This window comes from Microbacterium neimengense (assembly GCF_054782995.1).
Genome location: NZ_BAAGRK010000015.1, coordinates 1,056,435 through 1,081,636, shown reverse-complemented (window position 1 = coordinate 1,081,636; position 25,202 = coordinate 1,056,435). Strand labels below are relative to the sequence as shown.

31 protein-coding genes and 1 rRNA gene are annotated in these 25,202 nt (G+C 68.1%); 18 read left to right on the top strand and 14 right to left on the bottom strand.

Going from position 1 to position 25,202, the window contains the following annotated elements; all coding sequences use genetic code 11:
- A 5S ribosomal RNA gene (gene rrf / locus ACYVJS_RS15830) occupies positions 1-71 on the top strand; the annotation flags it as partial.
- A gap of 123 nt (positions 72-194) precedes the next feature.
- Here the strand turns inward: rrf and ACYVJS_RS15825 are convergent.
- From ACYVJS_RS15825 to ACYVJS_RS15815, 3 genes are read right to left on the bottom strand one after another with little or no spacing between them, the layout of a single operon-like run.
- Positions 195-659, bottom strand: coding sequence for a SixA phosphatase family protein (locus ACYVJS_RS15825; protein ID WP_460740805.1), 465 nt, complete (start codon positions 657-659; stop codon positions 195-197).
- A gap of 12 nt (positions 660-671) precedes the next feature.
- Positions 672-1,019: a gamma-glutamylcyclotransferase family protein gene (locus ACYVJS_RS15820; RefSeq protein ID WP_460740804.1), complete on the bottom strand. Its 348-nt coding sequence runs from the start codon at positions 1,017-1,019 to the stop codon at positions 672-674.
- An 8-nt stretch (positions 1,020-1,027) separates the two neighbouring features.
- On the bottom strand, positions 1,028-2,302 hold the full coding sequence (locus ACYVJS_RS15815) for a DUF445 domain-containing protein (RefSeq protein WP_460740803.1): 1,275 nt from the start codon (positions 2,300-2,302) through the stop codon (positions 1,028-1,030).
- Positions 2,303-2,334: 32 nt separating this feature from the next.
- Between ACYVJS_RS15815 and ACYVJS_RS15810 the strand changes: the two genes are divergently transcribed.
- Positions 2,335-2,607 (top strand): metal-sensitive transcriptional regulator, encoded by a 273-nt coding sequence (locus tag ACYVJS_RS15810; RefSeq protein WP_137417594.1) that lies wholly within the window; start codon positions 2,335-2,337, stop codon positions 2,605-2,607.
- 9 nt (positions 2,608-2,616) lie between these two features.
- Here ACYVJS_RS15810 and ACYVJS_RS15805 read toward each other — a convergent pair whose 3' ends face one another.
- The 4 genes from ACYVJS_RS15805 to ACYVJS_RS15790 all read right to left on the bottom strand — a co-directional run bounded on the left by ACYVJS_RS15805 (position 2,617) and on the right by ACYVJS_RS15790 (position 6,827).
- Positions 2,617-3,621, bottom strand: a complete 1,005-nt coding sequence (locus ACYVJS_RS15805; protein WP_460740802.1) for an aldo/keto reductase — start codon at positions 3,619-3,621, stop codon at positions 2,617-2,619.
- Entirely contained in the window at positions 3,618-4,787 is a 1,170-nt protein-coding gene (locus ACYVJS_RS15800) for an acyl-CoA dehydrogenase family protein (RefSeq protein WP_460740801.1), read from the bottom strand. The genes ACYVJS_RS15805 and ACYVJS_RS15800 overlap by 4 nt, the downstream gene beginning before the upstream one ends.
- Positions 4,784-5,542 carry an alpha/beta fold hydrolase gene (locus ACYVJS_RS15795; RefSeq protein WP_460740800.1) on the bottom strand — a complete coding sequence of 253 codons (759 nt, stop codon included), beginning with the start codon at positions 5,540-5,542 and terminating at the stop codon, positions 4,784-4,786. The genes ACYVJS_RS15800 and ACYVJS_RS15795 overlap by 4 nt, the downstream gene beginning before the upstream one ends.
- Before the next feature lie 79 nt (positions 5,543-5,621).
- The gene (locus tag ACYVJS_RS15790) at positions 5,622-6,827 is read right to left on the bottom strand and encodes an MFS transporter (RefSeq protein WP_460740799.1); all 1,206 of its coding nucleotides are present in this window, start codon (positions 6,825-6,827) and stop codon (positions 5,622-5,624) included.
- 368 nt (positions 6,828-7,195) lie between these two features.
- On the opposite strand from ACYVJS_RS15790, the gene nrdH reads away from it, so the two are divergent.
- The 5 genes from nrdH (at position 7,196) to ACYVJS_RS15765 (ending at position 11,435) form a co-directional block, all read left to right on the top strand.
- Positions 7,196-7,429, top strand: a complete 234-nt coding sequence (gene nrdH, locus ACYVJS_RS15785; RefSeq protein WP_137417590.1) for a glutaredoxin-like protein NrdH — start codon at positions 7,196-7,198, stop codon at positions 7,427-7,429.
- A gap of 3 nt (positions 7,430-7,432) precedes the next feature.
- Entirely contained in the window at positions 7,433-7,912 is a 480-nt protein-coding gene (gene nrdI / locus ACYVJS_RS15780) for a class Ib ribonucleoside-diphosphate reductase assembly flavoprotein NrdI (protein ID WP_460740798.1), read from the top strand.
- A complete protein-coding gene (gene nrdE / locus ACYVJS_RS15775; protein WP_460740797.1) occupies positions 7,894-10,050 on the top strand; it encodes a class 1b ribonucleoside-diphosphate reductase subunit alpha in 2,157 nt (718 codons plus the stop codon). The genes nrdI and nrdE overlap by 19 nt, the downstream gene beginning before the upstream one ends.
- Before the next feature lie 61 nt (positions 10,051-10,111).
- Positions 10,112-11,089, top strand: coding sequence for a class 1b ribonucleoside-diphosphate reductase subunit beta (nrdF, locus tag ACYVJS_RS15770; protein WP_137417587.1), 978 nt, complete (start codon positions 10,112-10,114; stop codon positions 11,087-11,089).
- 211 nt (positions 11,090-11,300) lie between these two features.
- Positions 11,301-11,435: a hypothetical protein gene (locus ACYVJS_RS15765; RefSeq protein ID WP_460740795.1), complete on the top strand. Its 135-nt coding sequence runs from the start codon at positions 11,301-11,303 to the stop codon at positions 11,433-11,435.
- A 59-nt stretch (positions 11,436-11,494) separates the two neighbouring features.
- On the opposite strand, the gene ACYVJS_RS15760 is transcribed toward ACYVJS_RS15765, so the two are convergent.
- Entirely contained in the window at positions 11,495-12,121 is a 627-nt protein-coding gene (locus tag ACYVJS_RS15760) for a sugar O-acetyltransferase (protein WP_460740794.1), read from the bottom strand.
- A 118-nt stretch (positions 12,122-12,239) separates the two neighbouring features.
- Here ACYVJS_RS15760 and ACYVJS_RS15755 point away from each other — a divergent pair, with 118 nt between their 5' ends.
- On the top strand, positions 12,240-13,121 hold the full coding sequence (locus ACYVJS_RS15755) for an MmyB family transcriptional regulator (RefSeq protein ID WP_460740793.1): 882 nt from the start codon (positions 12,240-12,242) through the stop codon (positions 13,119-13,121).
- Positions 13,122-13,134: 13 nt separating this feature from the next.
- Here the strand turns inward: ACYVJS_RS15755 and ACYVJS_RS15750 are convergent, their stop codons facing one another.
- Positions 13,135-13,494: a UBP-type zinc finger domain-containing protein gene (locus ACYVJS_RS15750; RefSeq protein WP_460740792.1), complete on the bottom strand. Its 360-nt coding sequence runs from the start codon at positions 13,492-13,494 to the stop codon at positions 13,135-13,137.
- A 191-nt stretch (positions 13,495-13,685) separates the two neighbouring features.
- Here ACYVJS_RS15750 and ACYVJS_RS15745 point away from each other — a divergent pair, with 191 nt between their 5' ends.
- From ACYVJS_RS15745 to ACYVJS_RS15730, 4 genes are all read left to right on the top strand, one after another.
- Complete coding sequence (locus ACYVJS_RS15745) at positions 13,686-14,069, top strand: nuclear transport factor 2 family protein (RefSeq protein WP_460740791.1); 384 nt, start codon at positions 13,686-13,688, stop codon at positions 14,067-14,069.
- A 56-nt stretch (positions 14,070-14,125) separates the two neighbouring features.
- Positions 14,126-14,290, top strand: coding sequence for a hypothetical protein (locus ACYVJS_RS15740; RefSeq protein WP_460740790.1), 165 nt, complete (start codon positions 14,126-14,128; stop codon positions 14,288-14,290).
- 65 nt (positions 14,291-14,355) lie between these two features.
- A complete protein-coding gene (locus ACYVJS_RS15735) occupies positions 14,356-14,499 on the top strand; it encodes a hypothetical protein (protein ID WP_460740789.1) in 144 nt (47 codons plus the stop codon).
- A gap of 2 nt (positions 14,500-14,501) precedes the next feature.
- On the top strand, positions 14,502-14,633 hold the full coding sequence (locus tag ACYVJS_RS15730) for a hypothetical protein (RefSeq protein WP_460740788.1): 132 nt from the start codon (positions 14,502-14,504) through the stop codon (positions 14,631-14,633).
- 6 nt (positions 14,634-14,639) lie between these two features.
- Here ACYVJS_RS15730 and ACYVJS_RS15725 read toward each other — a convergent pair whose 3' ends face one another.
- Positions 14,640-14,891 (bottom strand): DUF4287 domain-containing protein, encoded by a 252-nt coding sequence (locus tag ACYVJS_RS15725; protein WP_460740787.1) that lies wholly within the window; start codon positions 14,889-14,891, stop codon positions 14,640-14,642.
- A gap of 103 nt (positions 14,892-14,994) precedes the next feature.
- Between ACYVJS_RS15725 and acs the strand changes: the two genes are divergently transcribed.
- Positions 14,995-16,989, top strand: coding sequence for an acetate--CoA ligase (gene acs / locus ACYVJS_RS15720; RefSeq protein ID WP_460740786.1), 1,995 nt, complete (start codon positions 14,995-14,997; stop codon positions 16,987-16,989).
- A 216-nt stretch (positions 16,990-17,205) separates the two neighbouring features.
- On the opposite strand, the gene ACYVJS_RS15715 is transcribed toward acs, so the two are convergent.
- The gene (locus ACYVJS_RS15715) at positions 17,206-18,315 is read right to left on the bottom strand and encodes a class I SAM-dependent methyltransferase (RefSeq protein WP_460740785.1); all 1,110 of its coding nucleotides are present in this window, start codon (positions 18,313-18,315) and stop codon (positions 17,206-17,208) included.
- 49 nt (positions 18,316-18,364) lie between these two features.
- Here ACYVJS_RS15715 and ACYVJS_RS15710 point away from each other — a divergent pair, with 49 nt between their 5' ends.
- A complete protein-coding gene (locus ACYVJS_RS15710; RefSeq protein ID WP_460740784.1) occupies positions 18,365-18,826 on the top strand; it encodes a MarR family winged helix-turn-helix transcriptional regulator in 462 nt (153 codons plus the stop codon).
- A 65-nt stretch (positions 18,827-18,891) separates the two neighbouring features.
- Positions 18,892-19,356, top strand: a complete 465-nt coding sequence (locus tag ACYVJS_RS15705) for a DUF3817 domain-containing protein (RefSeq protein ID WP_460740783.1) — start codon at positions 18,892-18,894, stop codon at positions 19,354-19,356.
- Between the two features lie 6 nt (positions 19,357-19,362).
- On the opposite strand, the gene ACYVJS_RS15700 is transcribed toward ACYVJS_RS15705, so the two are convergent.
- Both ACYVJS_RS15700 and ACYVJS_RS15695 read right to left on the bottom strand, forming a co-directional pair.
- Positions 19,363-19,521, bottom strand: coding sequence for a hypothetical protein (locus ACYVJS_RS15700; RefSeq protein WP_243227324.1), 159 nt, complete (start codon positions 19,519-19,521; stop codon positions 19,363-19,365).
- 79 nt (positions 19,522-19,600) lie between these two features.
- The gene (locus ACYVJS_RS15695) at positions 19,601-20,323 is read right to left on the bottom strand and encodes an EI24 domain-containing protein (protein WP_460740838.1); all 723 of its coding nucleotides are present in this window, start codon (positions 20,321-20,323) and stop codon (positions 19,601-19,603) included.
- Between the two features lie 139 nt (positions 20,324-20,462).
- Between ACYVJS_RS15695 and ACYVJS_RS15690 the strand changes: the two genes are divergently transcribed.
- From ACYVJS_RS15690 to ACYVJS_RS15680, 3 genes are all read left to right on the top strand, one after another.
- Positions 20,463-23,003: an ATP-dependent Clp protease ATP-binding subunit gene (locus ACYVJS_RS15690; RefSeq protein ID WP_460740782.1), complete on the top strand. Its 2,541-nt coding sequence runs from the start codon at positions 20,463-20,465 to the stop codon at positions 23,001-23,003.
- 72 nt (positions 23,004-23,075) lie between these two features.
- The gene (locus ACYVJS_RS15685; RefSeq protein WP_460740781.1) at positions 23,076-23,849 is read left to right on the top strand and encodes an LLM class flavin-dependent oxidoreductase; all 774 of its coding nucleotides are present in this window, start codon (positions 23,076-23,078) and stop codon (positions 23,847-23,849) included.
- A gap of 77 nt (positions 23,850-23,926) precedes the next feature.
- Positions 23,927-24,316 carry a DoxX family protein gene (locus ACYVJS_RS15680; RefSeq protein WP_460740780.1) on the top strand — a complete coding sequence of 130 codons (390 nt, stop codon included), beginning with the start codon at positions 23,927-23,929 and terminating at the stop codon, positions 24,314-24,316.
- A 21-nt stretch (positions 24,317-24,337) separates the two neighbouring features.
- On the opposite strand, the gene ACYVJS_RS15675 is transcribed toward ACYVJS_RS15680, so the two are convergent.
- On the bottom strand, positions 24,338-25,201 hold the full coding sequence (locus tag ACYVJS_RS15675) for an NYN domain-containing protein (RefSeq protein WP_460740779.1): 864 nt from the start codon (positions 25,199-25,201) through the stop codon (positions 24,338-24,340).
- Position 25,202: the final 1 nt, after the last annotated feature.

Below are 25,202 nucleotides of genomic sequence, written 5' to 3'. Positions count from 1 at the left end.
CGGAAGCTAAGCCTCTCAGCGCCGATGGTACTGCAGGGGGGACCCTGTGGGAGAGTAGGACACCGCCGGACTCCTTTTAGAAAGGGCCACCCAAAGCTGGGTGGCCCTTTCGTGTTTCTAGGCCCGAGTGCCGGCGCCGGACTCGCGTGTGGTGATCGTGACCGGTGCGGCCGGGTCATGAAGGCGTACGCCTCCTAGCGGGGAGCGTGGATTCCCCACTCGTCGACGACGGGCACGGCCGAGGGCCAGCGATCTCCTGCGATGGGGAACGTGGCCACGGCGCAGGTCGTCATCATCACCTCGCATCCCGCAAGCGCGGTCGCGAGGTCGCTCAGTCCCGGGTCGTGCGCGACGATGAGGACGTTCTGAGCTCCTGTAGCAGCAGCGGAACGCCAGAGGTCACGGGCCGACGCGGCGTAGAGATCGCTCGAGGTTTCCAGACGTACACCGAGTGCGCGTGCGAACGAGTCCGCGGTCGTGCGTGCGCGGACGGCGGTGCTGCTGAGCAGGCGGTCGGGGCGGAAGCCCGTCCCTGCAAGCGCGGCGGCCATCATGGGTGCGTCATGGTGACCACGGTCGTTCAGGGGGCGCTCGTGATCGCTCAGACCTGGCGCGGCCCAATCTGACTTGGCGTGGCGGACCAGGACGAGAGTGACCATGTCTTTCGTGTCCTATGCCACATAGACCCATGCGTTGCGCCCGCTCTGGAGCACGACGGCCACACGCGTGTACAGCGAGACTTCGTACTCGTCGGCCGCGTCGAGCTCGTCCAGCGTCAGCTCCAAGACCCGCCCGGTGACCTTGTCGCTCCTGCTCCCGGTACGGCGAAGCACAGGGTGCGTAGCGAGGCCGGAGAGCGCCACGACACGGGTGTCCTCGATGTCTGCCTGCTGCACGTGGTAGCCCGCGAGCACGTCCTCGGTCGATTCGACACGGCGGCCGAAGACGTCGAGTTGTACCTGCGGAAGCAGGAGAGTCCCATAGGAGAACAGGCGCTCGGTCGTCGCCGTGCCGCTCATCCCGCCCCCTAGGCTCCGAAGATCGCGTGTGCGATCGCGAAGATCGTCAGACCCGCGAGTGAGCCGACAATCGTGCCATTGAGGCGAATGTACTGCAGATCGCGGCCGACCATGAGTTCGATCTTCTCGGTGGTCTCTTCAGGGTCCCAGCGCTCCACTGTGTCGGTAATGACGGAGGCGATGTCGTGCCGGTAGCGCTCGATGACGAACACCGCCGCATCCGTCACCCAGCCATCGACGCGGGCGCGCAGCGTCTCATCCCGCTCGAGGCGGCGGCCGACGTCCGTCAAGGTCTCGACCAGGCGTCTGCGCAGCCCGCTCTCCGGGTCGCGCAGACCGCGTGTCAGGCCGTTCTTGGCCGTGCGCCAGGCCTCACCCGCCAGCTCGCGGACTCGGGGCGAGTCGAAGACCGTCGTCTTGGCGTCTTCGAATCGCCCGATGGTCGCGGGGTCGTGCTGCAGGTTGTCTGCGAGGCGTGCGAGGTAGCCGTCCACCGCGTGCCGCGCGGGATGGTCCGGATCAGCGCGCACGGCGGCGACGAACTTGACCGCCTCGTGGTAGGCGGCCTCGTCGATCAGCGTGTGCACCATCGATGGAACCCACGAGGGGAGGCGTCGGGAGATGAGGCCCGTGAAGGCCGAGCGGTTCGCTCGCAGCCAGGCGGCCATGCTGTCGGCTGCGAGATCCACCGCACCGTGGTGTGCGCCGGAGCCGACCATGCGCTCGAGCCAGCCGCCGAGCGGCGGGCCCCACTCGGGCACGACCAGGTGTTCGCGGGCCAGGTCGCCCAGCAGCTGTTGCACGTCGTCGTCACTCAGCGCCTCGATGACGTTCGTCGCGATCGTCGCTCCCTCCGACGCAACCCGCTCGGCATGAGCGGATTGCGCCAGCCAGGCGCCGAGGCGGGCAGAGAGCGAGAAGGACTCGAGCTTGCCGCGAATGACCTCAGCCGCGAGGAAGTTCGTCTCGACGAACTCGCCGAGGGTGCGTCCGATCTCGTCCTTGCGGGTAGGGATGATTGCCGTGTGAGGGATGGGAAGCCCGAGAGGCCGGCGGAACAGCGCGGTCACCGCGAACCAGTCCGCGAGCGCTCCGACCATGCCGCCCTCCGCCGCCGCGCGCACGTAAGCGAGCCACGGGTATCGGCTCTGCAAGGCGAACGCGATCACGAACACGACTGCGAGCACGATGAGGGCGCCGAGCGCGATCCCCTTCATCAGCCGCAGCCCGCGCAGCCGCTCTCGATCAGCGTCGCTCAGCAGTGCTGTCGGTGTGCGGGGCATTTCGTCATCCTTCCACGGCGTACTCTGTCAGCGTGATCGACGACATCAAGAAGCGCGCCCTGCACCGCACGAGCATCCTGGAAGGGCAGCTGCGCGGGGTGACCAAGATGATCGAGTCCGAAGAGTACTGCATGGACATCATCACGCAGTCTCGCGCGATCCAGCGCTCACTGGAGTCGTTGAACCGTCTTCTACTCGAAAATCACTTGCGCACTCATGTGGCCCACATGTTCGAGGAGGGCGGCGAGGATCGGGAGCGTGCCGTGGAGGAGTTGCTGCGCGCGTTCGATTTCGCCGGCAAATGATCGTGCCGGTCAGCTCGCCTGATCCCCGCGCTGACTGGTCCATGCGACGTCGAAGCTGCGATTACCGCTGATCGACGTCGCGAACGGCTCGAGAGCCGCCATCGTGTCCGCATCCAGGAAGAGCCCGGATGCAGGCAGCCACTCGTCCACGTGCCGCGCGAAGCGCGAGCCGGGAATGGGGGCCGCGGCGATTCCCCATTGCGAGGCACGCGTGACCAGCCAGCCGAGCGCGAGCTGCGCACCGGTCAGACCGCGCTCGTGCGCGAGGGCGAGATAGTCGGCGCGCAGGTCTGCGTTGGCGGCGAGGTTCTCGGCGGAGAATCTCGGGAACCGCGGCCGGCCGTCACCGGACCCGATGTCTGCGGGGGAGAACTCGTCCGTCAGCCAGGCGCGGCTGAGCGGCGAGTACGGGACGAAGCCGATCCCGAGCTCCGCCGCCGTCGGCACCACGGCGCGCTCCACGTCGCGGCTGACCACGCTCCACTCGGTCTGTACGGCGGCGATCGGATGCACGGCGTGAGCGCGGCGGATCTCGTCAGCGGTGGCCTCTGACAGCCCGATATGGAGGACCTTGCCCGCGGTCACGAGCTCCGACATCGCACCGACCGTCTCCTCGATGGGAACGTGCGGATCGACGCGGTGCTGGTAGTACAGGTCGACGTGATCGGTGCCGAGCCGGGACAGGCTCTGATCGATCTGCTCGCGCACGTATGCGGCATCGCCGCGGATGCTGCGCGAACCGATCGCGCCGCCGGAGATGCCGAACTTGGTCGCCAGCGTGATCTCGTCGCGGCGGGTGGCGAGCAGCCGAGCGATCGTGCGCTCGCTGCGGCCCGCGCCGTAGATGTTGGCCGTGTCGACGAACGTGAGTCCCGCATCCACCGCGTGCGTCAGCGTCGCCAGCGCCGTCGCGTCGTCGACCGGCCCGTATACGTCGCTGAGGCTCATCCCGCCGTAGCCGAGTGCGCTGACCTCGAGACCGTCGCCGAGCCGGACTCGACCCACCGTGCTCATTCGCCCCCTCCCTGCTGGAGCGGACCGAGCCACGCGGCGGCGACGGTCGCGTGCGCGGACTCCGGGTCGGAGGGATGGAACTGACCGGCGAGGACGTCACGGTACAACCGACCCAACTCGCTGGACGAGAAGAACGACGAGCCGCCGGCGACGAGGATCGCGTCATCGACGATCCGCTTGGCGGACACGGTCGCCCGGTGCTTGAGTCCGGAGAGAAGCGAGAACCATCTCGCCCCGTGGTCTGCGCCGGCATCCACATCGTGCGCGAGCGCGGCGATCTGGGGAACGAGCGCGTCGTAGGTCAGTGCCATCTCGGCCACGCGCCAGCGGATGTCGGGGTCCTGGCTGTACGCCAGACCCGTCTTGCGTGAGCGTCGCTGTGCGGCCGTCTCCACGGCGAGATCCAGGGCGCGTCGACCGATCCCGGTGTACACGGAAGCGAGCAGGATCTCGAAGACGCTGAAGATGCCGAAGACGATCGGATCGGGCTGCGGGCCGGGGACGACCCGGCGCACGATCCGGTCGGCGGGAGCGACGGCGCCGTGGAGTTCCGTGGTGCGAGACTGCGTCCCCCTCATGCCCAGCGTGTCCCAGTCGTCTCGGGTGCGCACCGCATCCGAGCGCGGCACGAAGCCGTAGACGAGTTGGGGCGCGTCGGGGGAGGTGGTGTCGAGTCCGTGCACGCCGAGGTGCGTCCACACCGGGGCGAGCGAGGTGAAGATCTTCGTGCCGGTGAACGCGTATCCGCCGTCCGGGAGCGGGACGGCCTCCGTAGCGCTGTCGAAGAGCACGAGGTCGTTGCCCGCCTCGCTGATCCCGAACGCGAAGACCTCCCCCTCGGCGGCACCGGTCTGCACGAACGCGAGATCGTCGATTCCGCGGTCGCGCAGCACCTTGGCGACCCCCGTCCAGACGAGATGCATGTTGACGGCGAGGGCAGTCGCGGGCGCGGCCGTCGCGAGCCGGTGCTGAAGGATCGATGCCTCGGCGAGCGTCAGCCCCGCGCCTCCCCGATCCACGGGCACGAGGATGCCGAGGTATCCGGCCGCACGCAGCTCGGCGAGATCCTCGTCCGGGAAGGCGTTCTCGCGGTCGATGTCCGCTGCGCGCCCGCGGATGCGCTCGATCAGGTCCTCGGGCAGATAGACGCTCGGATCGAAGGTCATGCCAGTGCCTCGCGCAGCGCCGCTACCGTGGCTTCCGGGCGATCACGATGCGGCGAGTGCCCCGCTCCGGCCACGATTGAGCGTGTGATGCGGGCGTTGCCGGCGAGTACCGCGTCGGCGCGTGGCCCGGTGAACAAGCTGTAGACGGCGGGGTCGGACGCGATGACGTGGGTGGACACGGCCAGGCGTGCAGCCGCATCCGTCACATCCCAGTCGGGGTTCTGCTCCAGCGTCTGCTCGATGGCCCAGGGGCTTGCGAGCTGCGCCGCCTGCGCCTTCAGCTCGACGTCCTGCGGATGCCAGTGCGGATGAGCCGCACGGACCTCCTCGATCGTGGGCGAGTCGAACGCATCCTGCTGACTGCGCTCGACGACCGCCCGGTCGGACGGCAGGAGGTACAGTGCGGGATCCACGAGGATGAGTCGCTTCGCCCACTCCGGATGCTCCGCGGAGGCGAGCGTCGCCGCTGCGCCGCCGAGCGAATGGCCGATGACGAGGTCCCAGGCGCCGCCCGAGCCAGGAGTCGTCTGGGTCACGTCGGCGGCGTAGGCGGCGATCGTGTAGTCGAGTGCTCGGGGTGCGAGGCCGTGACCACGCAGGTCGACAGCGACGGCATGCCAGCCCGCCTCCGCCAGGGCCGTCCCGAAGCGCCACATCAGGGCGCCGGACGATCCCAGCCCGTGCACGAGGAGGGCATGATGAGCGGATGCGGGGGAGCCCCACGCGAGGGTGGGAAGCGCGACGGATGCGGGCATGTCTAAGAGCGTAGAACGCGGGGCGCGCGCCTCGCCCGTCTGCGTCGCCTTATGGCGCTGCGCGAACGTCGAACGACGCTCAGGTGATGATCGGTGTGGGTTCCGTGTCGGGGATGGGGCTCGGGTCGCGATGGCGCAGATCCGGGAAGGCGCGCACGCACACGACGGCGACGATCGCGCCGGCAGCGGCGAAGCCCGCGGCCGCGATGAAGGCACCGGGCGCTTCGACCGCGTCGATGAGGAAGCCGGCGACGGCGGAGCCCGCCGCGGCGCCGATCAGCTGACCGGTGCCGATCCATCCGTAGGCCTCGGCGGTATCGGAGAACTTGACGCTCACCGAGGTGATCGCGAACAGCACGGCGAGGGCGGGGGCGATGCCGATCCCGGCGAGGAACAGGGTGCCCGAGAGCCACCAGATGTTGAGGGAGAACATCGTCAGCACCAGGCCCACGGCGACGATGCCCATGCGTCGCGCCATCGCCCAGGGGCCCATGGGCACGTGACCGAAGGAGAGGCCGCCGGTGAGGCTGCCGATCGAGAAGACGGCGAGCACGATGCCCGCCTCGAGTCCGCCGTGGTCGAAGGTCGCGACGACACCCGCCTCGACGGCGGAGCAGGCGCCGATGAGCAGGAACCCGATGACGGTGGCCAGCAGCACGGTGGGGCGCGTCAGCACCTTGCCGAAGCGCCGCTTGCTGCGGGGGATGCGCACCCGGCCGACCTCGGGGGAGAGGATGAACCACGTCCCGCCGCCGACGAGGATGACGGCGATCAAGACGAGCGCCTCCCAGGTGCCGATCTGCGTCGCGATGAACGTGATGACCACGGGGGCGATGATCCAGATGATCTCCTGCAGCGACGCATCCAGCGAGTAGAGCGGGGTGAGCTGACGGGAGTTGACCATCTTGGGATAGATCGTGCGGACGGCGGACTGCACCGGCGGGGTGGACAGTCCCGCGATGAGTCCGAACGCCATGAAGCCGGCGACCGGAAGATCGAGCAGACCGATGGCCAGGATCGCCAGCGCGCAGACGATCATCGTCAGGCTCAGCACGCGCCGCATCCCCCAACGGCCCATCCACCGGCTGGTGACGGGGCCCGAGACCGCCTGCCCCACGGAGGAGGCGGCCAGAACGAGGCCCGCGTACCCGTAGGACCCTGTCACATGTTCGACGTGCAGGAGGATCGCCAGGCTCGTCATCCCGTTCGGGAAGCGCGCCGTGAGCTGTGCGGCGATGATGCGCGCCACCCCCGGGGTGCGCAGCAATTCCTGGTATCCAGCCATCCCTTCAGGATATCCCGGAGGGCGCTTCGGCTGCCGAGCGGATGCGAGGGCGCGACACGCCGCGACACGCCGAAGACGGTTATCCACCGAGCGGGATCGAGCGAACGACGCCCCGGTGTGGATGGTTGCGTCGTTCATCCAGGATTCGCCCGCGATTCAGGGTTTTTTCAGGTCCGGCGACGCGCCGCAGCTGTGGATGAAACGGTGGACAACCTGTGTTGTATCTGGGGAGAGCGGCACGAAAATCACACGGATGTAACTACTACCCCTTGTGGTGCTATCCGATGTCCGTACCCATATGTAGTATTGAGGTCCCGGCGACGAGAAGTGCTGGGAACAGGTCCGTCCGAGGGGAGAAAGAGGTCGAAATGGCGATCACCGTCTACACCAAGCCGTCGTGCGTGCAGTGCAATGCCACCTACCGTGCGCTGGATTCGAAGGGCATCGAGTACGAGGTCCTCGACGTCTCGCAGGACCCCGCGGCCCTCGAGCAGGTCAAGGCCCTCGGCTACCTGCAGGCTCCCGTCGTGATCACCGACGAGGACCACTGGTCGGGCTTCCGTCCCGACAAGATCGACGAGCTGGCCGCGCGCCTGGCCTGACCGATGGCAACCGCTGTCGCAGACCAGGTCGGCGCGGTTGCCCACTCCCTCCGTGAGCCCGCCCCGTCGGGTCCGCTCCTCGTCTACTTCTCGAGCGTCTCGGGTAACACCGCGCGTTTCATCGAGAAGCTCGGGATGCGGGCCGTGCGGATCCCCTTGCGGTCCACGGATCCGACCCCCCTCATCGACGAACCCTTCGTCCTGATCACCCCCACCTACGGGGGAGGCCAGGGAAGGGGCGAGGAGCGGGGAGCGGTTCCCAAGCAGGTGATCCGGTTCCTCAACGACGAGGTCAACCGGTCCCTGCTTCGCGGCGTGATCGCCGCGGGCAACACCAACTTCGGCGAGCACTACGGGCTCGCCGGAGAGATCATCAGCCGAAAGTGTCGTGTGCCGCACTTGGATCGGTTCGAACTGTTCGGCACGCCAGAGGACGTCGAGCGCATCGGCGAAGGATTGGAACGATGGTGGAAGCAGCACTGAAGGACTTGAGCTTCAAGACCGAGGCGCGTTTCGAGGGACTGGACTATCACGCCCTCAACGCGATGCTCAATCTGTACGACGCGAACGGGCAGATCCAGTTCGACGCCGACAAGCGTGCCGCCCGGGAGTACTTCCTGCAGCACGTGAACCAGAACACGGTGTTCTTCCACTCGCTCAAGGAGCGTCTCGACTACCTGGTCGAGAAGGAGTACTACGAGCCCGGTGTGCTCGCGAAGTACCCGCACGAGTTCATCCAGGAGCTCAACGACCGGGCCTACGGCAAGAAGTTCCGCTTTGAGACCTTCCTCGGCGCCTTCAAGTACTACACGAGCTACACGCTGAAGACCTTCGACGGCAAGCGCTACCTCGAGCGCTTCGAGGACCGTGTCGTCATGACCGCCCTGGCGCTCGCCGACGGCGACCAGAAGCTCGCCGTGCAGCTGGTCGACGAGATCATCTCCGGCCGCTTCCAGCCCGCGACGCCCACGTTCCTCAACGCCGGCAAGGCGCAGCGCGGCGAGCTCGTCTCGTGCTTCCTGCTGCGCATCGAAGACAACATGGAGTCGATCGCCCGCGGCATCAACTCCGCGCTGCAGCTGTCCAAGCGCGGTGGCGGCGTCGCGCTGCTGCTGTCCAACATCCGCGAGTCGGGTGCGCCGATCAAGCAGATCGAGAACCAGTCCAGCGGCATCATCCCCGTCATGAAGCTACTCGAAGACAGCTTCAGCTACGCGAACCAGCTCGGTGCGCGTCAGGGCGCCGGCGCCGTTTACCTCTCGGCGCACCACCCCGACATCATGCGCTTCCTCGACACGAAGCGTGAGAACGCAGACGAGAAGATCCGCATCAAGACGCTCTCACTCGGGGTCGTCGTTCCCGACATCACCTTCGAGCTCGCCAAAAACGGCGAGGACATGTACCTGTTCTCGCCGTACGACGTCGAGAAGGTCTACGGCGTGCCCTTCGGCGACATCTCGGTCACCGAGAAGTACCGCGAGATGGTCGACGACCCGCGCATCAAGAAGACGAAGATCAACGCGCGTGACTTCTTCCAGACGCTCGCCGAGATCCAGTTCGAGTCGGGCTACCCGTACATCATGTTCGAGGACACGGTGAACAAGGCGAACCCGATCAAGGGCCGCATCAACATGTCCAACCTCTGCAGCGAGATCCTGCAGGTGAACACGCCGACGACGTTCAACGAGGACCTCTCGTACGACCAGATCGGCAAGGACATCTCGTGCAACCTGGGCTCGATGAACATCGCTCTGGCGATGGACGGCGGCGATCTCGGTGAAACGGTCGAGGCCGCGATCCGTGCGCTGAGCGCGGTCAGCGACCAGAGCCACATCCGCTCGGTGCGCTCGATCGAGGACGGCAACGACCGCTCCCACGCGATCGGACTCGGCCAGATGAACCTGCACGGTTACCTGGCGCGCGAGCACGTGCACTACGGCTCCGAAGAGGGCCTCGACTTCACGAACATCTACTTCTACACGGTGCTGTTCCACGCGCTGCGCGCCTCCAACGCGCTCGCGATCGAGCGTGGTCACGCGTTCGACGGCTTCGAGGACTCGACCTACGCGTCGGGTGCGTTCTTCGACAAGTACCTCGAACAGGAGTGGGTGCCGCAGACGGAGAAGGTCAAGGAGCTGTTCGCCGGACACCACATCCCCACGCAGGGCGACTGGGCCGAGCTCAAGGCGTCGATCCAGAAGCACGGCATCTACAACCAGAACCTGCAGGCGGTTCCGCCGACCGGCTCGATCTCGTACATCAACAACTCGACGTCGTCGATCCACCCGATCGCGTCGAAGATCGAGATCCGCAAGGAAGGCAAGCTCGGTCGTGTGTACTACCCGGCGCCGTTCATGACGAACGACAACCTGGAGTACTACCAGGACGCGTACGAGATCGGCTACGAGAAGGTCATCGACACGTACGCCGCCGCGACCCAGCACGTCGACCAGGGCCTGTCGCTGACGCTGTTCTTCAAGGACACCGCCACCACGCGCGACATCAACAAGGCGCAGATCTACGCATGGCGCAAGGGCATCAAGACGATCTACTACATCCGCCTGCGGCAGATGGCGCTCGAGGGCACCGACATGTCCGAGTGCGTCAGCTGCATGCTCTGACGCGCACCGCGTCTCGACTCGCTCCGCTCGCTCAACGACCGATCTCTGCAAGGACACCGACATGACTCCCGAGAAGCTCAAGCTGATCGACCACGTCCAGGCGATCAACTGGAACCGCATCCAGGACGATAAGGACCTCGAGGTGTGGAACCGCCTCGTGAACAACTTCTGGCTGCCCGAGAAGGTGCCGCTGTCCAACGACATCCAGTCGTGGAACACGCTGACGCCCGACGAGCAGACGCTCACGATGCGCGTGTTCACCGGCCTCACCCTGCTCGACACGATCCAGGGGACGGTCGGCGCAGTCTCGCTCATCCCGGATGCGCTGACTCCGCACGAGGAGGCGGTGTACACCAACATCGCGTTCATGGAGTCGGTGCACGCCAAGAGCTACTCGTCGATCTTCTCGACCCTCGCGTCGACGCCCGAGATCGACGACGCCTTCCGGTGGTCGGTGGAGAACGAGAACCTTCAGAAGAAGGCGCACATCGTCATGGACTACTACCGTGGCGACGAGCCCCTCAAGCGCAAGGTCGCCTCGACCCTGCTCGAGTCGTTCCTGTTCTACTCGGGCTTCTACCTGCCCCTGCATTGGTCGGCCAAGGCGAAGCTCACGAACACGGCCGACATCATCCGCCTCATCATTCGCGACGAGGCCGTGCACGGCTACTACATCGGTTACAAGTTCCAGAAGGGCATGGAGCTGATCACGCAGGCCGAGCGCGACGAGATCAAGGACTACACGTTCTCGCTGCTGTACGAGCTCTACGACAACGAGGTGCAGTACACGCAGGACCTCTACGACGCCGTCGGCCTCACCGAGGATGTCAAGAAGTTCCTGCACTACAACGCGAACAAGGCGCTCATGAACCTGGGGTTCGAGGCCATGTTCCCCTCGACGGTCACGAACGTGAACCCGGCGATCCTGTCGGCGCTCTCGCCCAATGCTGACGAGAACCACGACTTCTTCAGCGGGTCGGGCTCCTCCTACGTCATCGGCAAGGCCGAGGCCACCGAGGATGAGGACTGGGACTTCTGAGCCCCGCGTAGTCCGCGGTTCCGCCGCACTGACGAGGCCCCCGGCCGGTCGCCCTCTCGGGCGGTCTGCCGGGGGCCTCGTCGTTGCGCGGGCGATTCTCCACTCTCGTCGTCTCCGCAGAAAAAGTCCCGGCCAGCGGTAATTTGACTTCCTTGAGAACCGGGCTATGGTCGAAGGTCATCCGCCAGCCATCCAGGGGAAGCGAGTCCACATGTCCAAGAAGACGCCGAGCACGCGAGGCGCCAAGAAGGCCCCGCAGCTTTCGATCAAGGAGAAGCGAGCGGCGAAGCGCGAGAAGCGCGAGCCGGAGCTGTTCCTCAAGCCGCGTAAGGATGCCGGCCGCTGATCGAGCGGAGACAAGGAGGGGGCGGGTGTTCGCATCCGCCCCCTCGTGCTGACCCGTCGTCAGCGGCGCTCCGAGGAGCGGATGGGGCGCAGCACGCGGGCGGGGTTGCCTGCGGCGAGCACGCCGGCGGGGATGTCGTGGGTGACGACGGAGCCCGCTCCGATGATGCTGTTGTCGCCGATCGTCACGCCGGGGGTGATTGTCACCGACCCGCCGAGCCAGACGTTGGAGCCGATGGTGACGGGTTGGGGGAGCTCCCACCCGGCGAGGCGCCGTTCGATGTCCTCGGCGTGATTCGGGGTGTAGATGCTGCAGCGCGGGCCGATGAGGCAGTCCGCCCCGATCGTGACCGCGCCGCCGCCGATCACCATAAAGTCGGCGTTGATGAAGGTGCGATCGCCGATCGTGAGCCGCGCCCCGTAGTCGATCGTGACCGGCGGCCGCACGTCGACCCCCGCTCCGGCGCCGGGGACGAGCTGCGCGAACAGGGCGCGCGCTTCGTCGGGTGAGGTGCTGTAGAGCAGGTTGAAGCGGGCGCAGGTGGCATGCGCATCCCTCGTCAGCTTCTGGAGTGCGGGGGAGGTGCGGTATCGCAGCCAGTCATGCGCGAGGAGGGCGCGCAGATCGTCGTCGTCCTCCGCGAGGCGGGTGAGGTCGTCGAGTGCTTCCTGCAGGGCGGGGGTCATGCCATCTCCTCATTTGTTGTTGTTCACAACTTATCGATCGAAGAGGGCGCGCGTCAACGCGTGCGTGCACTGCGGCGAACGCTGTTTCCGCGAACATATGCAGCTAGCTTTGATTCCGATGGATGAATCGTCACGCCCCGCACCCGCCGTGCGCACCACGCTGGGCGGATTCCTGCGGGCGCGACGCGAGGAGCGTCAGCCCGAGCAGGTCGGGCTGGAACGTCAGATCGGCCGGCGTGTGCCGGGCCTGCGTCGCGACGAGGTCGCAACGCTCGCAGGCGTCAGCAGCGAGTACTACCTCCGACTCGAACAGGGGCGTGGCAGCGCACCTTCGATGCAGGTGCTGGCGGGGATCGTTCGTGCGCTGCGGCTGAGCGCCGCCGAATCCGACTACCTGCACCGCCTCGCGGGGCATGCGGCTCCTCGCCGCATCGCGTCGTTCGAGCGGCCGCGACGCGAGATCGAGGCGATCCTGCGCTGGTGGCCGGGAATCCCCGCCTACATCTCCGACGCGAATCTCGACGTCGTTGTCGCGAACGATCTCATGGTCGCGATCACCGATGGTCGATTCAGACCCGGCGCCAACGTCCTGGAGGAAACCTTCAACGCGGCGGGGAGGGAGAGGCTCGAGACCTGGGAGTCCCAAGCGCGGGACGCGGTCGCACTCTTCCGCTACTCGGGCGACGAGACGTCCGAGCGTTACGATGCCATCCTGCGGCGGCTGAGTGCTGATGCGGACTTCCTCTGCTTCTGGAAGCTGCAGGAGGTGACCCTGCCGGATCCCTCCGAGATCACCGCGACGATCGAGGGGATCGGACAGCTCTCGATATCGGTGCGGGATTTCTTCGTCCCCGAGCTCCAGGGGCATATGGTCACCGTCTTCGATGCCGTACCGGGGTCCGCTGCGGATGTCTTCTTCCGCCGGGTGGCCGATGCGCTTCGCGCCACCGCCGATGCTCAGGTCGGCGAAGCGGACACATCGAGCGATCAGCGGCCATGAGTCGGCACGGTCGTCACTCGTCGAAGATGATCGACTCCCAGTTCGCCGGCACACGGGCGGACGGACCGGGAACGCTCTGGGCCTCGGGGTGGCTTGTCGGCTCAGGCAGCTGCCCGCCGTCGACCTCGCGCTCCTCGACGTAGTCCCACCACCAGCTCTCCTGCGGCTCGAAGCTCTGCACGTACCTGTGCCCGGTGAGCTCGAAGTGACGCTCGGCATGATGGTGAGGAGAGACCTCGCAGCAGCCGATGTGCCCGCAGGTGATGCACCGGCGCAGGTGCAGCCACCAGGAGCCTGAAGCGAGACAGTCCTTGCATCCGGTCGTGCTCGGCGGTGGTGCGAAAAGCGCAGCGGCGTGAGGTGCGTCCATCATGCCTTCCGATCCGTGGTGTCTGATCTCCCGCCACGCTACGCCGTGCGCCACCGGTCGGTTCGGACGCCTGACGAAGATGTGTTCGTCTGCCGTTCTCTTCTCCGCCGCGTGTCGATGCGCGTTCCGACATGCAGACGAGTGCAGGCGCGCGCACTCACCGTACGTTCGCCTCAATCCCGGAGGAGGCGGACATGGACGACACACAGAGGATGGCGATGGCCGGCATCCACACACTCGAGCGTGAACTCATCGTGCGCGACTTCATCACGGTGGTGAACGAGGGTCAGCTCTGCGACCTGCAGGCATTCCTCACCGAGGACGTACGGTATCAGCCGTCGGCCCGAATGGTCGTCGAGGGGCGGCAGGCTGTGACGGCGATGCTCCGCGACCTCAAGGACGCCTTCGAGTCCTGGAGCCTTTCGCTCGTGCACGTGGCGGTGTGCGGCGACACCGTGCTGACCGAACAACGCCTCGACGTCGCACTGCCTGGAACGAGGACTCGCTGCCTCGCGGGCTTCGGGAGCTTCCGCCTCGACGAGTTCCGTATCGCCGCCTGGCATCAGGTATTCGCCTGATCCGCGCTCGCGTCAAGCCCTGCGCTCTCGCGCACCACGGCTCATACAGTGCTCGCATGGGAATGAGCGACGAAGAGAAGCGGCGCGATCAGCTGACGAGTGCGCCGAACGCCACGGAGGAGGACGCGAAGCCTCGCATCGTCGTGTCGGAGCACGATGGCGTGACCCGCATCGACATCGCCGAGGACGCTCCCGTGCGCCCGAGCGATCCTCGCGACTGACGGATGCGGTGCGGCAGGTGTCAACCCCGTCGGTGGCTCGGCCCGACGCGCGTGTACTGGGACGTATGAGCAACGACAAGCACAACAGCAGCCACGGCCCCGATGATGAGGGCACCGCATCCGGGACGTCGCCCGTCGAGCAGGATGCCGGCGAGGACATCACGACCGATGAAGACGGCACCCCCGTCGACAACCCCTCGGGAGGCTGAGGATGTCGAACCCTGATGAGCGGCCCGGCGTCGCCCCCGGCCCCGAGCCCGACACGACCACCGCGGCCGAGCCCGACGACCCGCAGTCGGACGGCGCGGAGTCCGTCATCGACGGCAGCGGCGAGGAGTCCTGAAGCCGATTACTTCGCGAGTTCGGCCTTCGCGTAGGCGACGATCGCGTTCGCATGGCCGTGCCCCATCGCGTAGGTGCTCTTGAGCTCCGACACGACGGCCATGTGGGTCTCGCCCGCCGTCAGCCGGGCCACGACGATGTCCAGCCACTCCTGAAGGGGACGTCCATAGGTCTTCGCGATGCTCGGGAAGTAGGACGCCGGGCCCTTCGGTGTGCTGCCCGGCTCCAGGGACGGGGCGACGACGCGCTTCGCAGTCATGCGCTCAGCGTAGGCCCCTGCCCACCGTGTCACGAAGCGTCACCCGAATTTGCCGGTCGCAGAGCGCGCGGGATGCTGGGAGCTCCACCGATCCGGAAGAGTCATGAGCACGCCCACCACCGCATCCGCGCACGACGACACCATCCACAGCCTGCTCGAGGAGCGCCGTACCTTCGCGCCACCGGCCGCGTTCGCGGAGCGCGCGAACGTGACCGAGGAGTGGATCCGGCGTGAGTGGATCGAGCGCGCGGGCCAGGATCCCGAGACCTTCTGGGCGCACCGGGCCGAGATCCTCGACTGGGCCGAGCCCTGGCACACCGCTCACCGCTGGGAGCCTACGGACGGTGAGAGCATCCCGTCCGCGGAGTGGTTCGTCGGCGGTCGCCTGAACGCCTCGGTCAATGCGGTGGACCGCCACGTCGCAGCCGGGCACGGCGACAGGGTCGCCTTCCACTTCGAGGGTGAGCCCGGCGATCGGCGGACGATCACGTATGCCGAACTGCAGCGCGAGGTCGCGAAGGCGGCGAACGCGCTGACCGCGATGGGTATCGGCAAGGGCGACCGGGTCGTGGTCTATCTCCCGGTGCTGGTGGAGACGGTGATCATCCAGCTCGCCGTCGCGCGCATCGGCGCCATCCATTCGCTCGTGTTCGGCGGCTTCTCCGCGGAGGCCGTCCGTTTCCGCGTCGAGGACACGGGTGCAAAGCTCCTCGTCACGACCGACGGACAGTATCGCCGCGGCGCCGCCGTGCCCGTCAAACACCAGGCGGATGCGGCGGTCGCCGGCGTCGCCTCGATCGAGCACGTGCTCGTCATCCGCCGCACCGGCGACGAGGTCGCCTGGACCGAGGGGCGCGACCTGTGGTGGCACGAGACGGTCGATGCCGCCCCGGACACGCACGAGCCCGAGTTCTTCGACGCGGAAACGCCGCTGTTCATCATCTACACGAGCGGAACCACCGGCAAACCCAAGGGGCTGGTGCACACGACCGGCGGCTGGCTGACGCATGTGGCGTGGACGTTCTGGGCGGTGTTCGACGCGAAGCCCGAGACCGACGTCTACTGGTGCACCGCCGACCTCGCGTGGGTCACCGCGCACAGCTACGAGACGTACGGCCCCCTGCTCAACGGGGTCACGAGCATCCTCTACGAGGGCACACCGAACACCCCCGACTGGGAGCGGCACTTCCGGATCCTGGAACGTTATGCGGTGACGACCTACTACACGGCGCCGACTCTCATCCGCTCGCTCATGAGCAGATTCCCCGACGGCCCGCCCGCGCGTTACGAGCTCTCCTCGCTGCGGCTGCTGGGCACGGTGGGCGAGGCGATCAACCCGGAGGCGTGGGTCTGGTTCCATCGACACCTCGGTCGCGGCGAGACGCCCGTCGTCGACACCTGGTGGCAGTCGGAGACGGGTGGTGCGATCGCCGCACCGCTGCCGGGCGTCTCCACGCTCAAGCCGGGTTCGGCCCTCACGGCGCTTCCGGGGTTGCGTGTGCGCGTGGTCGACGCCGACGGGGTGGATGTGGGTCCGGGCGGCGGCGGGCTGCTCGTCGTCGACGGAACCTGGCCGGGGATGTCGCGCACCGTGTGGGGAAACCCCGAGCGGTACCGCGATTCCTACTGGAAGCGTTTCGCCGCGCACGGGTACTTCCTCGCGGGAGACGGCGCGAAGCTCGACGGCGACGGCGATCTGTGGGTGCTGGGGCGGGTGGATGACGTGATCAATGTGTCGGGCCACCGGCTCTCGACGATCGAGATCGAGTCCGCGCTCGTCGCGCATCCCGCCGTAGGGGAGGCCGCGGTCGTGGGCGTCGCCGACGACGTCACGGGGCAGGCCATCGCCGCCTTCGTCACGAATGCGCAGGATGCGGCGGCGCTCCGCCAGCACGTGCGCACCGCGATCGGACCGGTGGCGCAGCCGACCTACGTCTTCACCGTGCCCGATCTTCCGAAGACGCGCAGCGGAAAGATCATGCGTCGCCTGCTCGTGGACCTCGTCGACGGACGGCCACTGGGCGACACGACGTCGCTGCAGGACGAGACGGTTCCGCCGCGGATCGAGGCGATCGTCCGCGAGGCACTCGGCCGCTGACCGGCTTCCGGTCTCGGTCTTCCGCAGCATCCTGTCGGGTCGCTGAGCGTGCCAGATCCCCGGTTCCCCTGTCACAGATCGGCGCTCGCGCTGCGATCTGCGACAGGGGAACCGAGAAGGCAACTGCTCGCCTGTCACAGATCGGCGCTCGCGCTGCGATCTGCGACAGGCGAGCCCGAGCAGGCGACGAAGCCCGGAGGCCGCGGGAGGCAGGCGTCAGCGGCGGGTGGAGACCGTGACGGTGAACTTCGTGTTGCGTGCGACCTGCCGCGTCGGGCCGACGAGTCGCTCGAGCGCCGGACGGTAGCGCAGCGCCGAGTTCCACACGGTCCACAGCTCACCGCCGGAGCGGAGCGCCCGCGCCGCATCCTGGAACAGGGGCGCCGCGAGGTCCGTCGTGACAGCGGCGCCCGAGTGGAACGGCGGGTTCAGGGCGATGAAGGGGACGCTGGCGTCCGGGAGGGCGCCGAGACGGTCATCCCGCACGACGCGGATGCGGTCCGCCACGTCGTTCGCCTCGGCGGTCGCCCGCGCCGAGGCGACGGCGGCCGCGGAGCGATCGGACGCGTAGACCGCGCGATCGGGATGCCGCAGCGCGAGGAATGCGGCGACCACGCCCGTTCCGCACGCGAGGTCGACGAGCGGGCCGCCCTCGGGGACGCGCGCGGGAAGGTGCGTCAGCAGGAACCGGGTGCCGATGTCGATCGCCGTTCCGGCGAACACGCCTCCGTAGGCGCACACGGTGATGCCGTCGTGCGCGGCGCGTCGCGGCTCGGGATCGTGGCCGTGGAGAGGGTCGCGGGCGATCAGGACACGCGACTTCTGGCGGGCGTGTGTGACATCGAGCGTGCCGAAGAAGCGGCGGAGGACCTCGTTCATCGCCGTCGACATGTGCTTGATGCGTCCACCGGCGAACACGACGACATCCCGTGCCGCGTGCGCGGCGATCAGGGCCGCTGCATCCTCCAACGCGTCGAGCGAGCGGGGGAGTCGAAGAAGGACCGCCCGCGCGCCCGCGACGAGCGCGCCTGTCAGCTCCATCGACCGGTAGCGATCGGTGAGGCCCGCCCGTTGCGCGTTGGCCGCCAGCGCCTGCTCGCCGGTGAGCGCGTCTTGGTGCACTCGCACGACGCCGGCGGTTGTGGCCGCTGCGCCGAGTGCGAGCGCGCCGTACTCGTCGCCGATGACGGCGATGTCATCCGCGCTCATTCCCGCGCGCCAGGCGGCGGACTCGTCGAGCAGGAGCCGATCGGCAGCGTCGACCGCGACGAGATCGGGTGCCTCGACGTCGGGCCAGCGTCGCATCGCGTCGAACCGGAACTCCACCCCCTCACGCTACCGGCCGCCGCGGGGTGCCGACGGATACGATGGTCAGATGGCCGATAAGACGCATGGGGCGCCGCAGCCCTCCGGGCAGCGCCCGCCGTTCAGTCCGGTCATCGCCCTTCTGACGGTCTCCGCCGTGTGGGACGCGCGCTTGAACGCAGCCCTGAAGGACCTCGGACTCACGACCCGCAAGTACGGTCTTCTCGCCCACGTGCAGGCGACGCCGGGCATCTCGTTCTCCGAACTCGCCCGCCGCTCCCAGATCACGGTGCAGACGGCGCACACCGCCGTCAAGACGCTCGCCGGCGAGGGGCTGGTCGAGGACGCCACCGCGCACGCGGGCGCCGCATCCGATCTGCGTGTGACGACGAAGGGCGCGGCCGCGCTCGCCGAGGCGGATGCGCGTCTCGCGGCGCTCGATGAGGTGTTCGGCGCCGGTGTCCCCGCGCTCTCATCCGCCCTGCACGGACTGCACGAGCAGCCGTTCGGAGAGATCCTTCAGCAAGACTGAAGATTATCGGTCTAGGCTGCGGAGAGCGCCGACTCGAGCGCTCAGATCCACCTCCGGAGTCGCCCGTGTTCCGCACGCCCTACGCCCTGTTCCGCACTCTCGCCATCGCCGAGATGGTCTCGTGGACCCTGCTGATCGGAGGGCTCATCGTGCGCGCAGTGACGGGCTTCGCGCCCGCCGTGACGGTCGGCGGCGGCATCCACGGGTTCATCTTCCTGTCGTACGGCGCGACGGTGATCCTGGTCGCCAAGAACCAGCGATGGAGTGGCGGGGTGACGATCGTGGCGCTGGTCAGTGCGGTCGTGCCCTACGCGACGCTGCCCGTCGAGCTGTGGCTGTCGAGGACCGGTCGACTGCTCGGCGCATGGCGATTGCAGGCCGGCTCCGACCCGCGTGATGCGGCATGGCACGACCGTGTGCTGCGCTCCGTGCTGCGTCGGCCGGTGTTGTCGGCCGTGGTGATCGCCGCCGCCGTGGTGGTGACCTTCGCGGCGCTGCTCGTGATCGGCCCTCCCGGTGGTCGGGCCTGAGCGGACTTACTTCGCGCGAGCCCGCAGGTGGATCGGCAGCGCCATCGCGGCCGAGATCAGCAGGATGCCGGCGACGAAGATGACGGCTTGGAAACCGGGCACCGAGAACGAGATGCCGAACGCGAACATCCCGAGCAGGAACAGCAGCAGGGACACGATGTACATGGCACTCCTTCGGAAGACTCCCTCCAGAGTACCGGCTCGCCTGCGCGCGGACCGACCGCATCCGCGTCGCTGAACGGAGCTACGCCTCGGTCTCCCGCACGCTCGCGGCGAGGCGGGTCGCGCCCACGACCGCCGCGGGCATCGTGAACACCGCGCCGAGGGGGACCAGGAAGCACAGCTGCGTCATGATGCCGAAGCCCAGTGCTCGGCCGCGGGCTGCTCGCAGCAGGCGGCGCCGGCTGCGGCGATCGATGCCGCGCGCGGTCAGCGCACGGCCCGAGAGCTCGTCCGCGAGGATCCAGCCCGACAGCAGGACGCCGGTCGCTGTGCCGATAACGCCGCCGATGAGAGGGATGAAGCCGAGCGCGAAAGCGAGCGCGGCCGCGAGCGCACCGCGCACGATGAGACTCGTCGCATCCGCAAGGGCCGCGCGCCAGCCCGGGTCGTGTTCGGGCGCGGTGCCGGTGTCGGCGATCTCGACGCTGCGCCAGATCCTGTCGTAGAACGGTTCGCCGACGATCAAGGTCAGCGCGGTGAACGTCGTCGCCGCCAGCAGGAGCGCGCCGGCGAAGACCGCGACGCCGAGCGCGACGCGCAACGCGATGGCCCAGATGGCGGGCCAATCGTCGGCGAACGGCGTGACGGCATCCGTGAGCGGGGCCAAGGCCGATGCCAGTGCCACGAGGGCCACCGTGAGCACGGCGCTCACGATGAGCGCGGGCACGAGACCGAGGAGCATCAGTCCCGGGCGCCTTGTGAACCACCCGAATCCACCGAGCAGCAGACGCGCGCCGCGCAGCATCTCGTTCACTCGATCCCCTTCCGGCTCGCGCTGGGACGAGCGTAGTGGGAATACCCTCACCCTCCGCGTGTTGAACTTGATGTGTCGTCGCTCAACTCCGTTTTGCAGAGCGGCACCCCGAACCCGATCAGGAGAACAGATGCCTGAAGATCTCACCCCCGACGAGGGCCGTGACGCCTTCGACGACTTCCTCTCGCGCTACCTCGCAGGTGAGCGCGGACGTGCGGCACGGTCGATCGACCTGTCGCGCTACCTCAGCGCACGCACGCAGGAGACGCTGCAGGATGCCGGGCGCTTCGCGCTCGCGCGTGGACAGCACGAACTCGATGCGTTGCACGTGCTCCGCGAGATCGTTCGCGTCGACCAGGTGCGAGATGCGATCGCCCGCCTCGGCGTCGACCCGGAGAGCATCGTGCGCGAGTCCGAGCAGCGCCTGCCCGCCAGCGCCGATGTCGCCGACGTCGACAGCGCGGTGGTGACCACATCCGTGCAGCGCGCGCTGTTCCACGCGTTCCAGGTGGCGCGTTCCTCCGGATCGACCTACATCGACCCCGAGCACCTCTTCTTCGCGCTCGTGCTCGCACAGGACACGCCCGCCGGGCAGATCCTCGCCCGCGCCGGAGTCACGGCGGAGGCGCTCACGCAGAGCGTGCGGGAGACCGTCACCGGCGCCGAGCGATCCCCGGAGCAGGCAGCCGCATCCGAGCCCGCGACCATGCTGGAGCGGTACGGGCGCGATCTCACCTCCCTCGCCGAGGCGGGGGAGCTGGACCCGGTGATCGGCCGAGCGGACGAGATCGAGCAGACCATCGAGATCCTCAGCCGCCGCACGAAGAACAACCCCGTGTTGATCGGTGAAGCCGGCGTCGGAAAGACCGCCATCGTCGAGGGGCTCGCCCAGGCGATCGTGTCGGGTGAGGTGCCCGAGCAGCTGCGCGGCAGCCGCGTGGTGTCGCTGGATCTTCCGGCGATGCTGGCGGGCGCGCGTTACCGCGGCGACTTCGAGGAGCGCCTGACCGCGACGATGAGCGAGATCGCCGAGCGCAAGGGCGAGCTGATCGTCTTCATCGACGAGGTGCACACCGTTGTCGGCGCGGGCGCCGGTAGCGACGGCGCCATGGACGCCGGCAACATTCTGAAGCCCCGCCTGGCTCGCGGCGACCTGCACCTGGTGGGTGCGACCACCCTCGCCGAGTACCGCACCATCGAGAAGGACCCGGCGCTGGAGCGCCGGTTCCAGCCTGTGAAGGTGGGGGAGCCGTCGGTCGAGGATGCGGTGCGCATCCTGCATGGGCTGCGTCCCGCCTACGAGCAGCACCACGCCATCACTTACACCGACGACGCGCTGCGCGCCGCCGTCGAACTGAGCGACCGCTACCTGAGCGACCGCGTCCTGCCGGACAAGGCGATCGATCTCATCGATCAGGCCGGAGCACGCCTTCGCCTGCGCTTGGGTGTCGCGGTCGACGTGTCCGACCTGATGGCTCAGCTGGCCACGCTCGAGGCGGACAAGAACTCCGCCGTGGCGGCCGAGCGCTATGAGGACGCGATGCGTCTGCGCGACGAGATCGCCGACGTGCAGCGTCGTATCGACGACGCGACGCGACGTGACGCCGTACGCGGCGAGCAGGTCGTGGACGTCGAGCACATCGCCGCCGTCATCAGCCGCAGCACCGGCATTCCGGTGTCGCGTCTGACCGAGAGCGAACGTGGACGCCTGGCGGGACTCGAGTCCGAGCTGCACGCCCGGGTGATCGGTCAGGATGCGGCGGTCACCGCCGTCGCGACGGCCGTCCGTCGCAACCGCACCGGCATGGGCGACAGCCGCCGACCGGTGGGCTCGTTCCTGTTCCTCGGCCCCACGGGCGTCGGTAAGACCGAGCTCGCGAAGACTCTCGCATCCTCTCTCTTCGAGGACGAGAACGCCGTGATCCGCTTCGACATGAGCGAGTTCGGCGAGCGCCACACCGTCTCGCGTCTCGTGGGGGCCCCTCCCGGGTACGTCGGATACGACGAGGCGGGGCAGCTGACCGAGCGGGTGCGCCGCGCACCGTACTCCGTGGTGCTGTTCGACGAGATCGAGAAGGCGCACCCCGACGTGTTCAACCTGCTCCTGCAGGTGCTCGACGACGGACGCCTGACCGACGGTCAGGGCCGTACGGTCGACTTCCGCAACACCGTCGTCATCATGACCTCGAACATCGGCAGCGAGTTCCTCGCATCGCGCTCCGGTGCGATCGGGTTCATCGCCGACGGCGGAGGGGTCACCGGCTTCGGCGACGAGAGCGAGCTGCGCGCCCGCGTCATGGGCAAGCTCCGTGAGGCGATGCGTCCCGAGTTCTTGAACCGCATCGACGAGATCGTGCTGTTCCGCAAGCTCGAGAAGGCGCAGCTGCGCAGCATCGTGTCGCTCCTGCTCGAGCAGAGCGCATCCCGCCTGGCGCGGCGCGAGATCGCGTTCGAGGCGACCGACGCCGTCGTGGACTGGCTGGCAGAGCACGGGTACGAGCCCGAGTACGGAGCCCGCCCGCTGCGCCGGCTCATCCAGCGGGAGATCGATGACCGCATCGCCGACCTGCTCGTCTCCGGCGAACTGACCGACCAGGGTGCCGTGCGCATCGATGTCGTCGACGGTCGGCCGGTCGCCGCTGCCCTGACCCGCACCGCCGTCGCCGCCTGATTCGACCGGACCGCCACCCCTTGCCGTGCGCAAGGGGTGGCGGTCGTCGTATGCGCGGGGCAGGCTGAGAGGATGGTGCTTCCCGCGCGGCTCTCTCTCGGACTTGCAGGGGCCCTCGGTCCCGATCTCATCGCTCGACTGGCCCCCGCTGCAGAGCAGGCCGGCTTTGCGACGCTCTGGGTGAACGACACTCCGGGCGGCGACGCGGTGGCGGCGCTCGCCGCCGCGGCGACGGTCACGGATCGGATCGTGCTTGCCACCGGGGTCGTGCCGCTGGATCGCCGGGAGCCGGACTCACTCGTATTCGCGCTGCAGGCCGCGGATCTTCCGGCCGGCAGGCTCACCGTGGGCATCGGCTCGGGGTCCGCGCCCACGCATCAGCTGGCACTCGTGGAGCAGGGGATTGAGGCCCTGCGCGCGGGCGTGCCCGGAGCGCAGGTCGTCGTCGGCGCCCTCGGCCCCCGGATGCGCCGGCTCGCGACATCGGTCGCCGACGGCCAGCTGCTCAACTGGTTGACCCCCGATGCCGCCGCCGCGCAGCGCGAGCCGGACAGTCGCACCATCCTCTACGTGAGAACGGCGCTCGATGCGGCGGCGTCGCCGCGGCTGCTCGCCGAGGCCGATGCGTATGCCGGCTACCCCGCCTACGCCGCCAACTTCGCCCGCCTCGGTTTCAGCGCGCGCGACACGGTGATCAGCTCCCTCGACGACGCGGCGCGCGTGACGGCGTACCGCGCCGCGGTCGACGAGGTCGTGCTTCGGGTGATCGTCGAACGGGACGACCCTGGGCACTATCTCGACTTCATCCGGAATGCGGCGACGCTGATCGACGCGGATGCGTCATGAGCGCGGTGTCCGAGCGTGCAAGCGCACCGACCGGCTGGGGGCTCGACAGGCGGCTCGATGCGAGGTGGAATCAGAGCATGAGGACTTTCGCACGCTGGGCGCTGGGCGCCGCCATGGTGTTCGCCGGTATCAGCCACCTGTTCTGGGCGCGCAAGGAGTTCCGCGCGCAGGTGCCCGACTGGGTCGTGGACGCTACGCCCCTCGACGAGGATGCGGTCGTGCTCGCATCGGGCGCTGTCGAGATCGCCCTCGGTACTGCACTGGTGGCACTGCCGTCCCAGCGCCGGCGCATGGGTGCCCTCTTGGCCGCGTTCTTCCTCGCGGTCTTCCCGGGCAACTGGGCCCAGTTCACCCATCGTCGCGCCGGCTTCGGTCTCGACACCGACGTCAAGAGGCTGGTCCGCCTCTTCTTCCAGCCGGCGCTCGTCGCCTGGGCGCTGTGGAGCACGCGCACCCCGCGCGACTGAACGCGAGCCGGATGCGGCCGGTCAGCGCTTGGCTTCGACCAGCCGCATCCGGACGATGTTGTCGGTCTCGTCCATCTCGGCGATGTCGGGGTGCGCGGCGACGAACTCGGTGAAGCTGCGGTGCCCCAGCGCCTTCTCGCTGAACGAGGAGTCCAAGCGCGTGATCAGGCTCTTCACGGCAGACGCATGCTGCCACTGCGACGGATCCTTGTCGTTCTCCAGGCGCAGGGCGCGCTCGAGCAGGTCTGCCGCGGGGTCCACGGACCGCTTGCGGGAGCGGGGCGCGTTCGAGGCCGCATCCTTCTTCGCGGGCTCCGGCACCTGCACGCCGGGAAGCGAGTCGTAGGCGTCGAAACGGTCGCAGGCGGCCGCGAGCGATTTGGCGGTGGAGCCGGCCACACCCACGCCGACGACGAAGCGCCCCAGGCGCTTGCATCGTTGCGCGAGGGGGACGTAGTCCGAATCTCCCGCGACGATCACGACGTGCGTCAGATCCGGCAGCCGGAACATGTCCTCCACGGTGTCGACGGCGAGGCGGATGTCGGCGCCGTTCTTGGCGTAGGCGGCGGCGGGGAAGAGCTGCACGAGGTCGACCGCCCGCGCCACCAGCTGCGACCGGTACTCGGCGTTGACCGGCGACGACCAGTCGGCGTAGGCCCGTGTGAGCACGAGAGTGCCGAAAGACGCGGCGTAGTCGATGATCGCGCCCACGTCGACCGTGGCACGCGCCAGCTTCTCTGTGATCTCCGCATCGTGCGGCTGCTCCGCGATGCGCGTCCGATCGCGCGAATAGGCGTTGCGGCCGTGCACGCGGTCGTACCAGCTCATGACGATGTTGTCGAAGTCCAGATAGACGGCCACACGGCTCGTGGACAGATCAGCCATG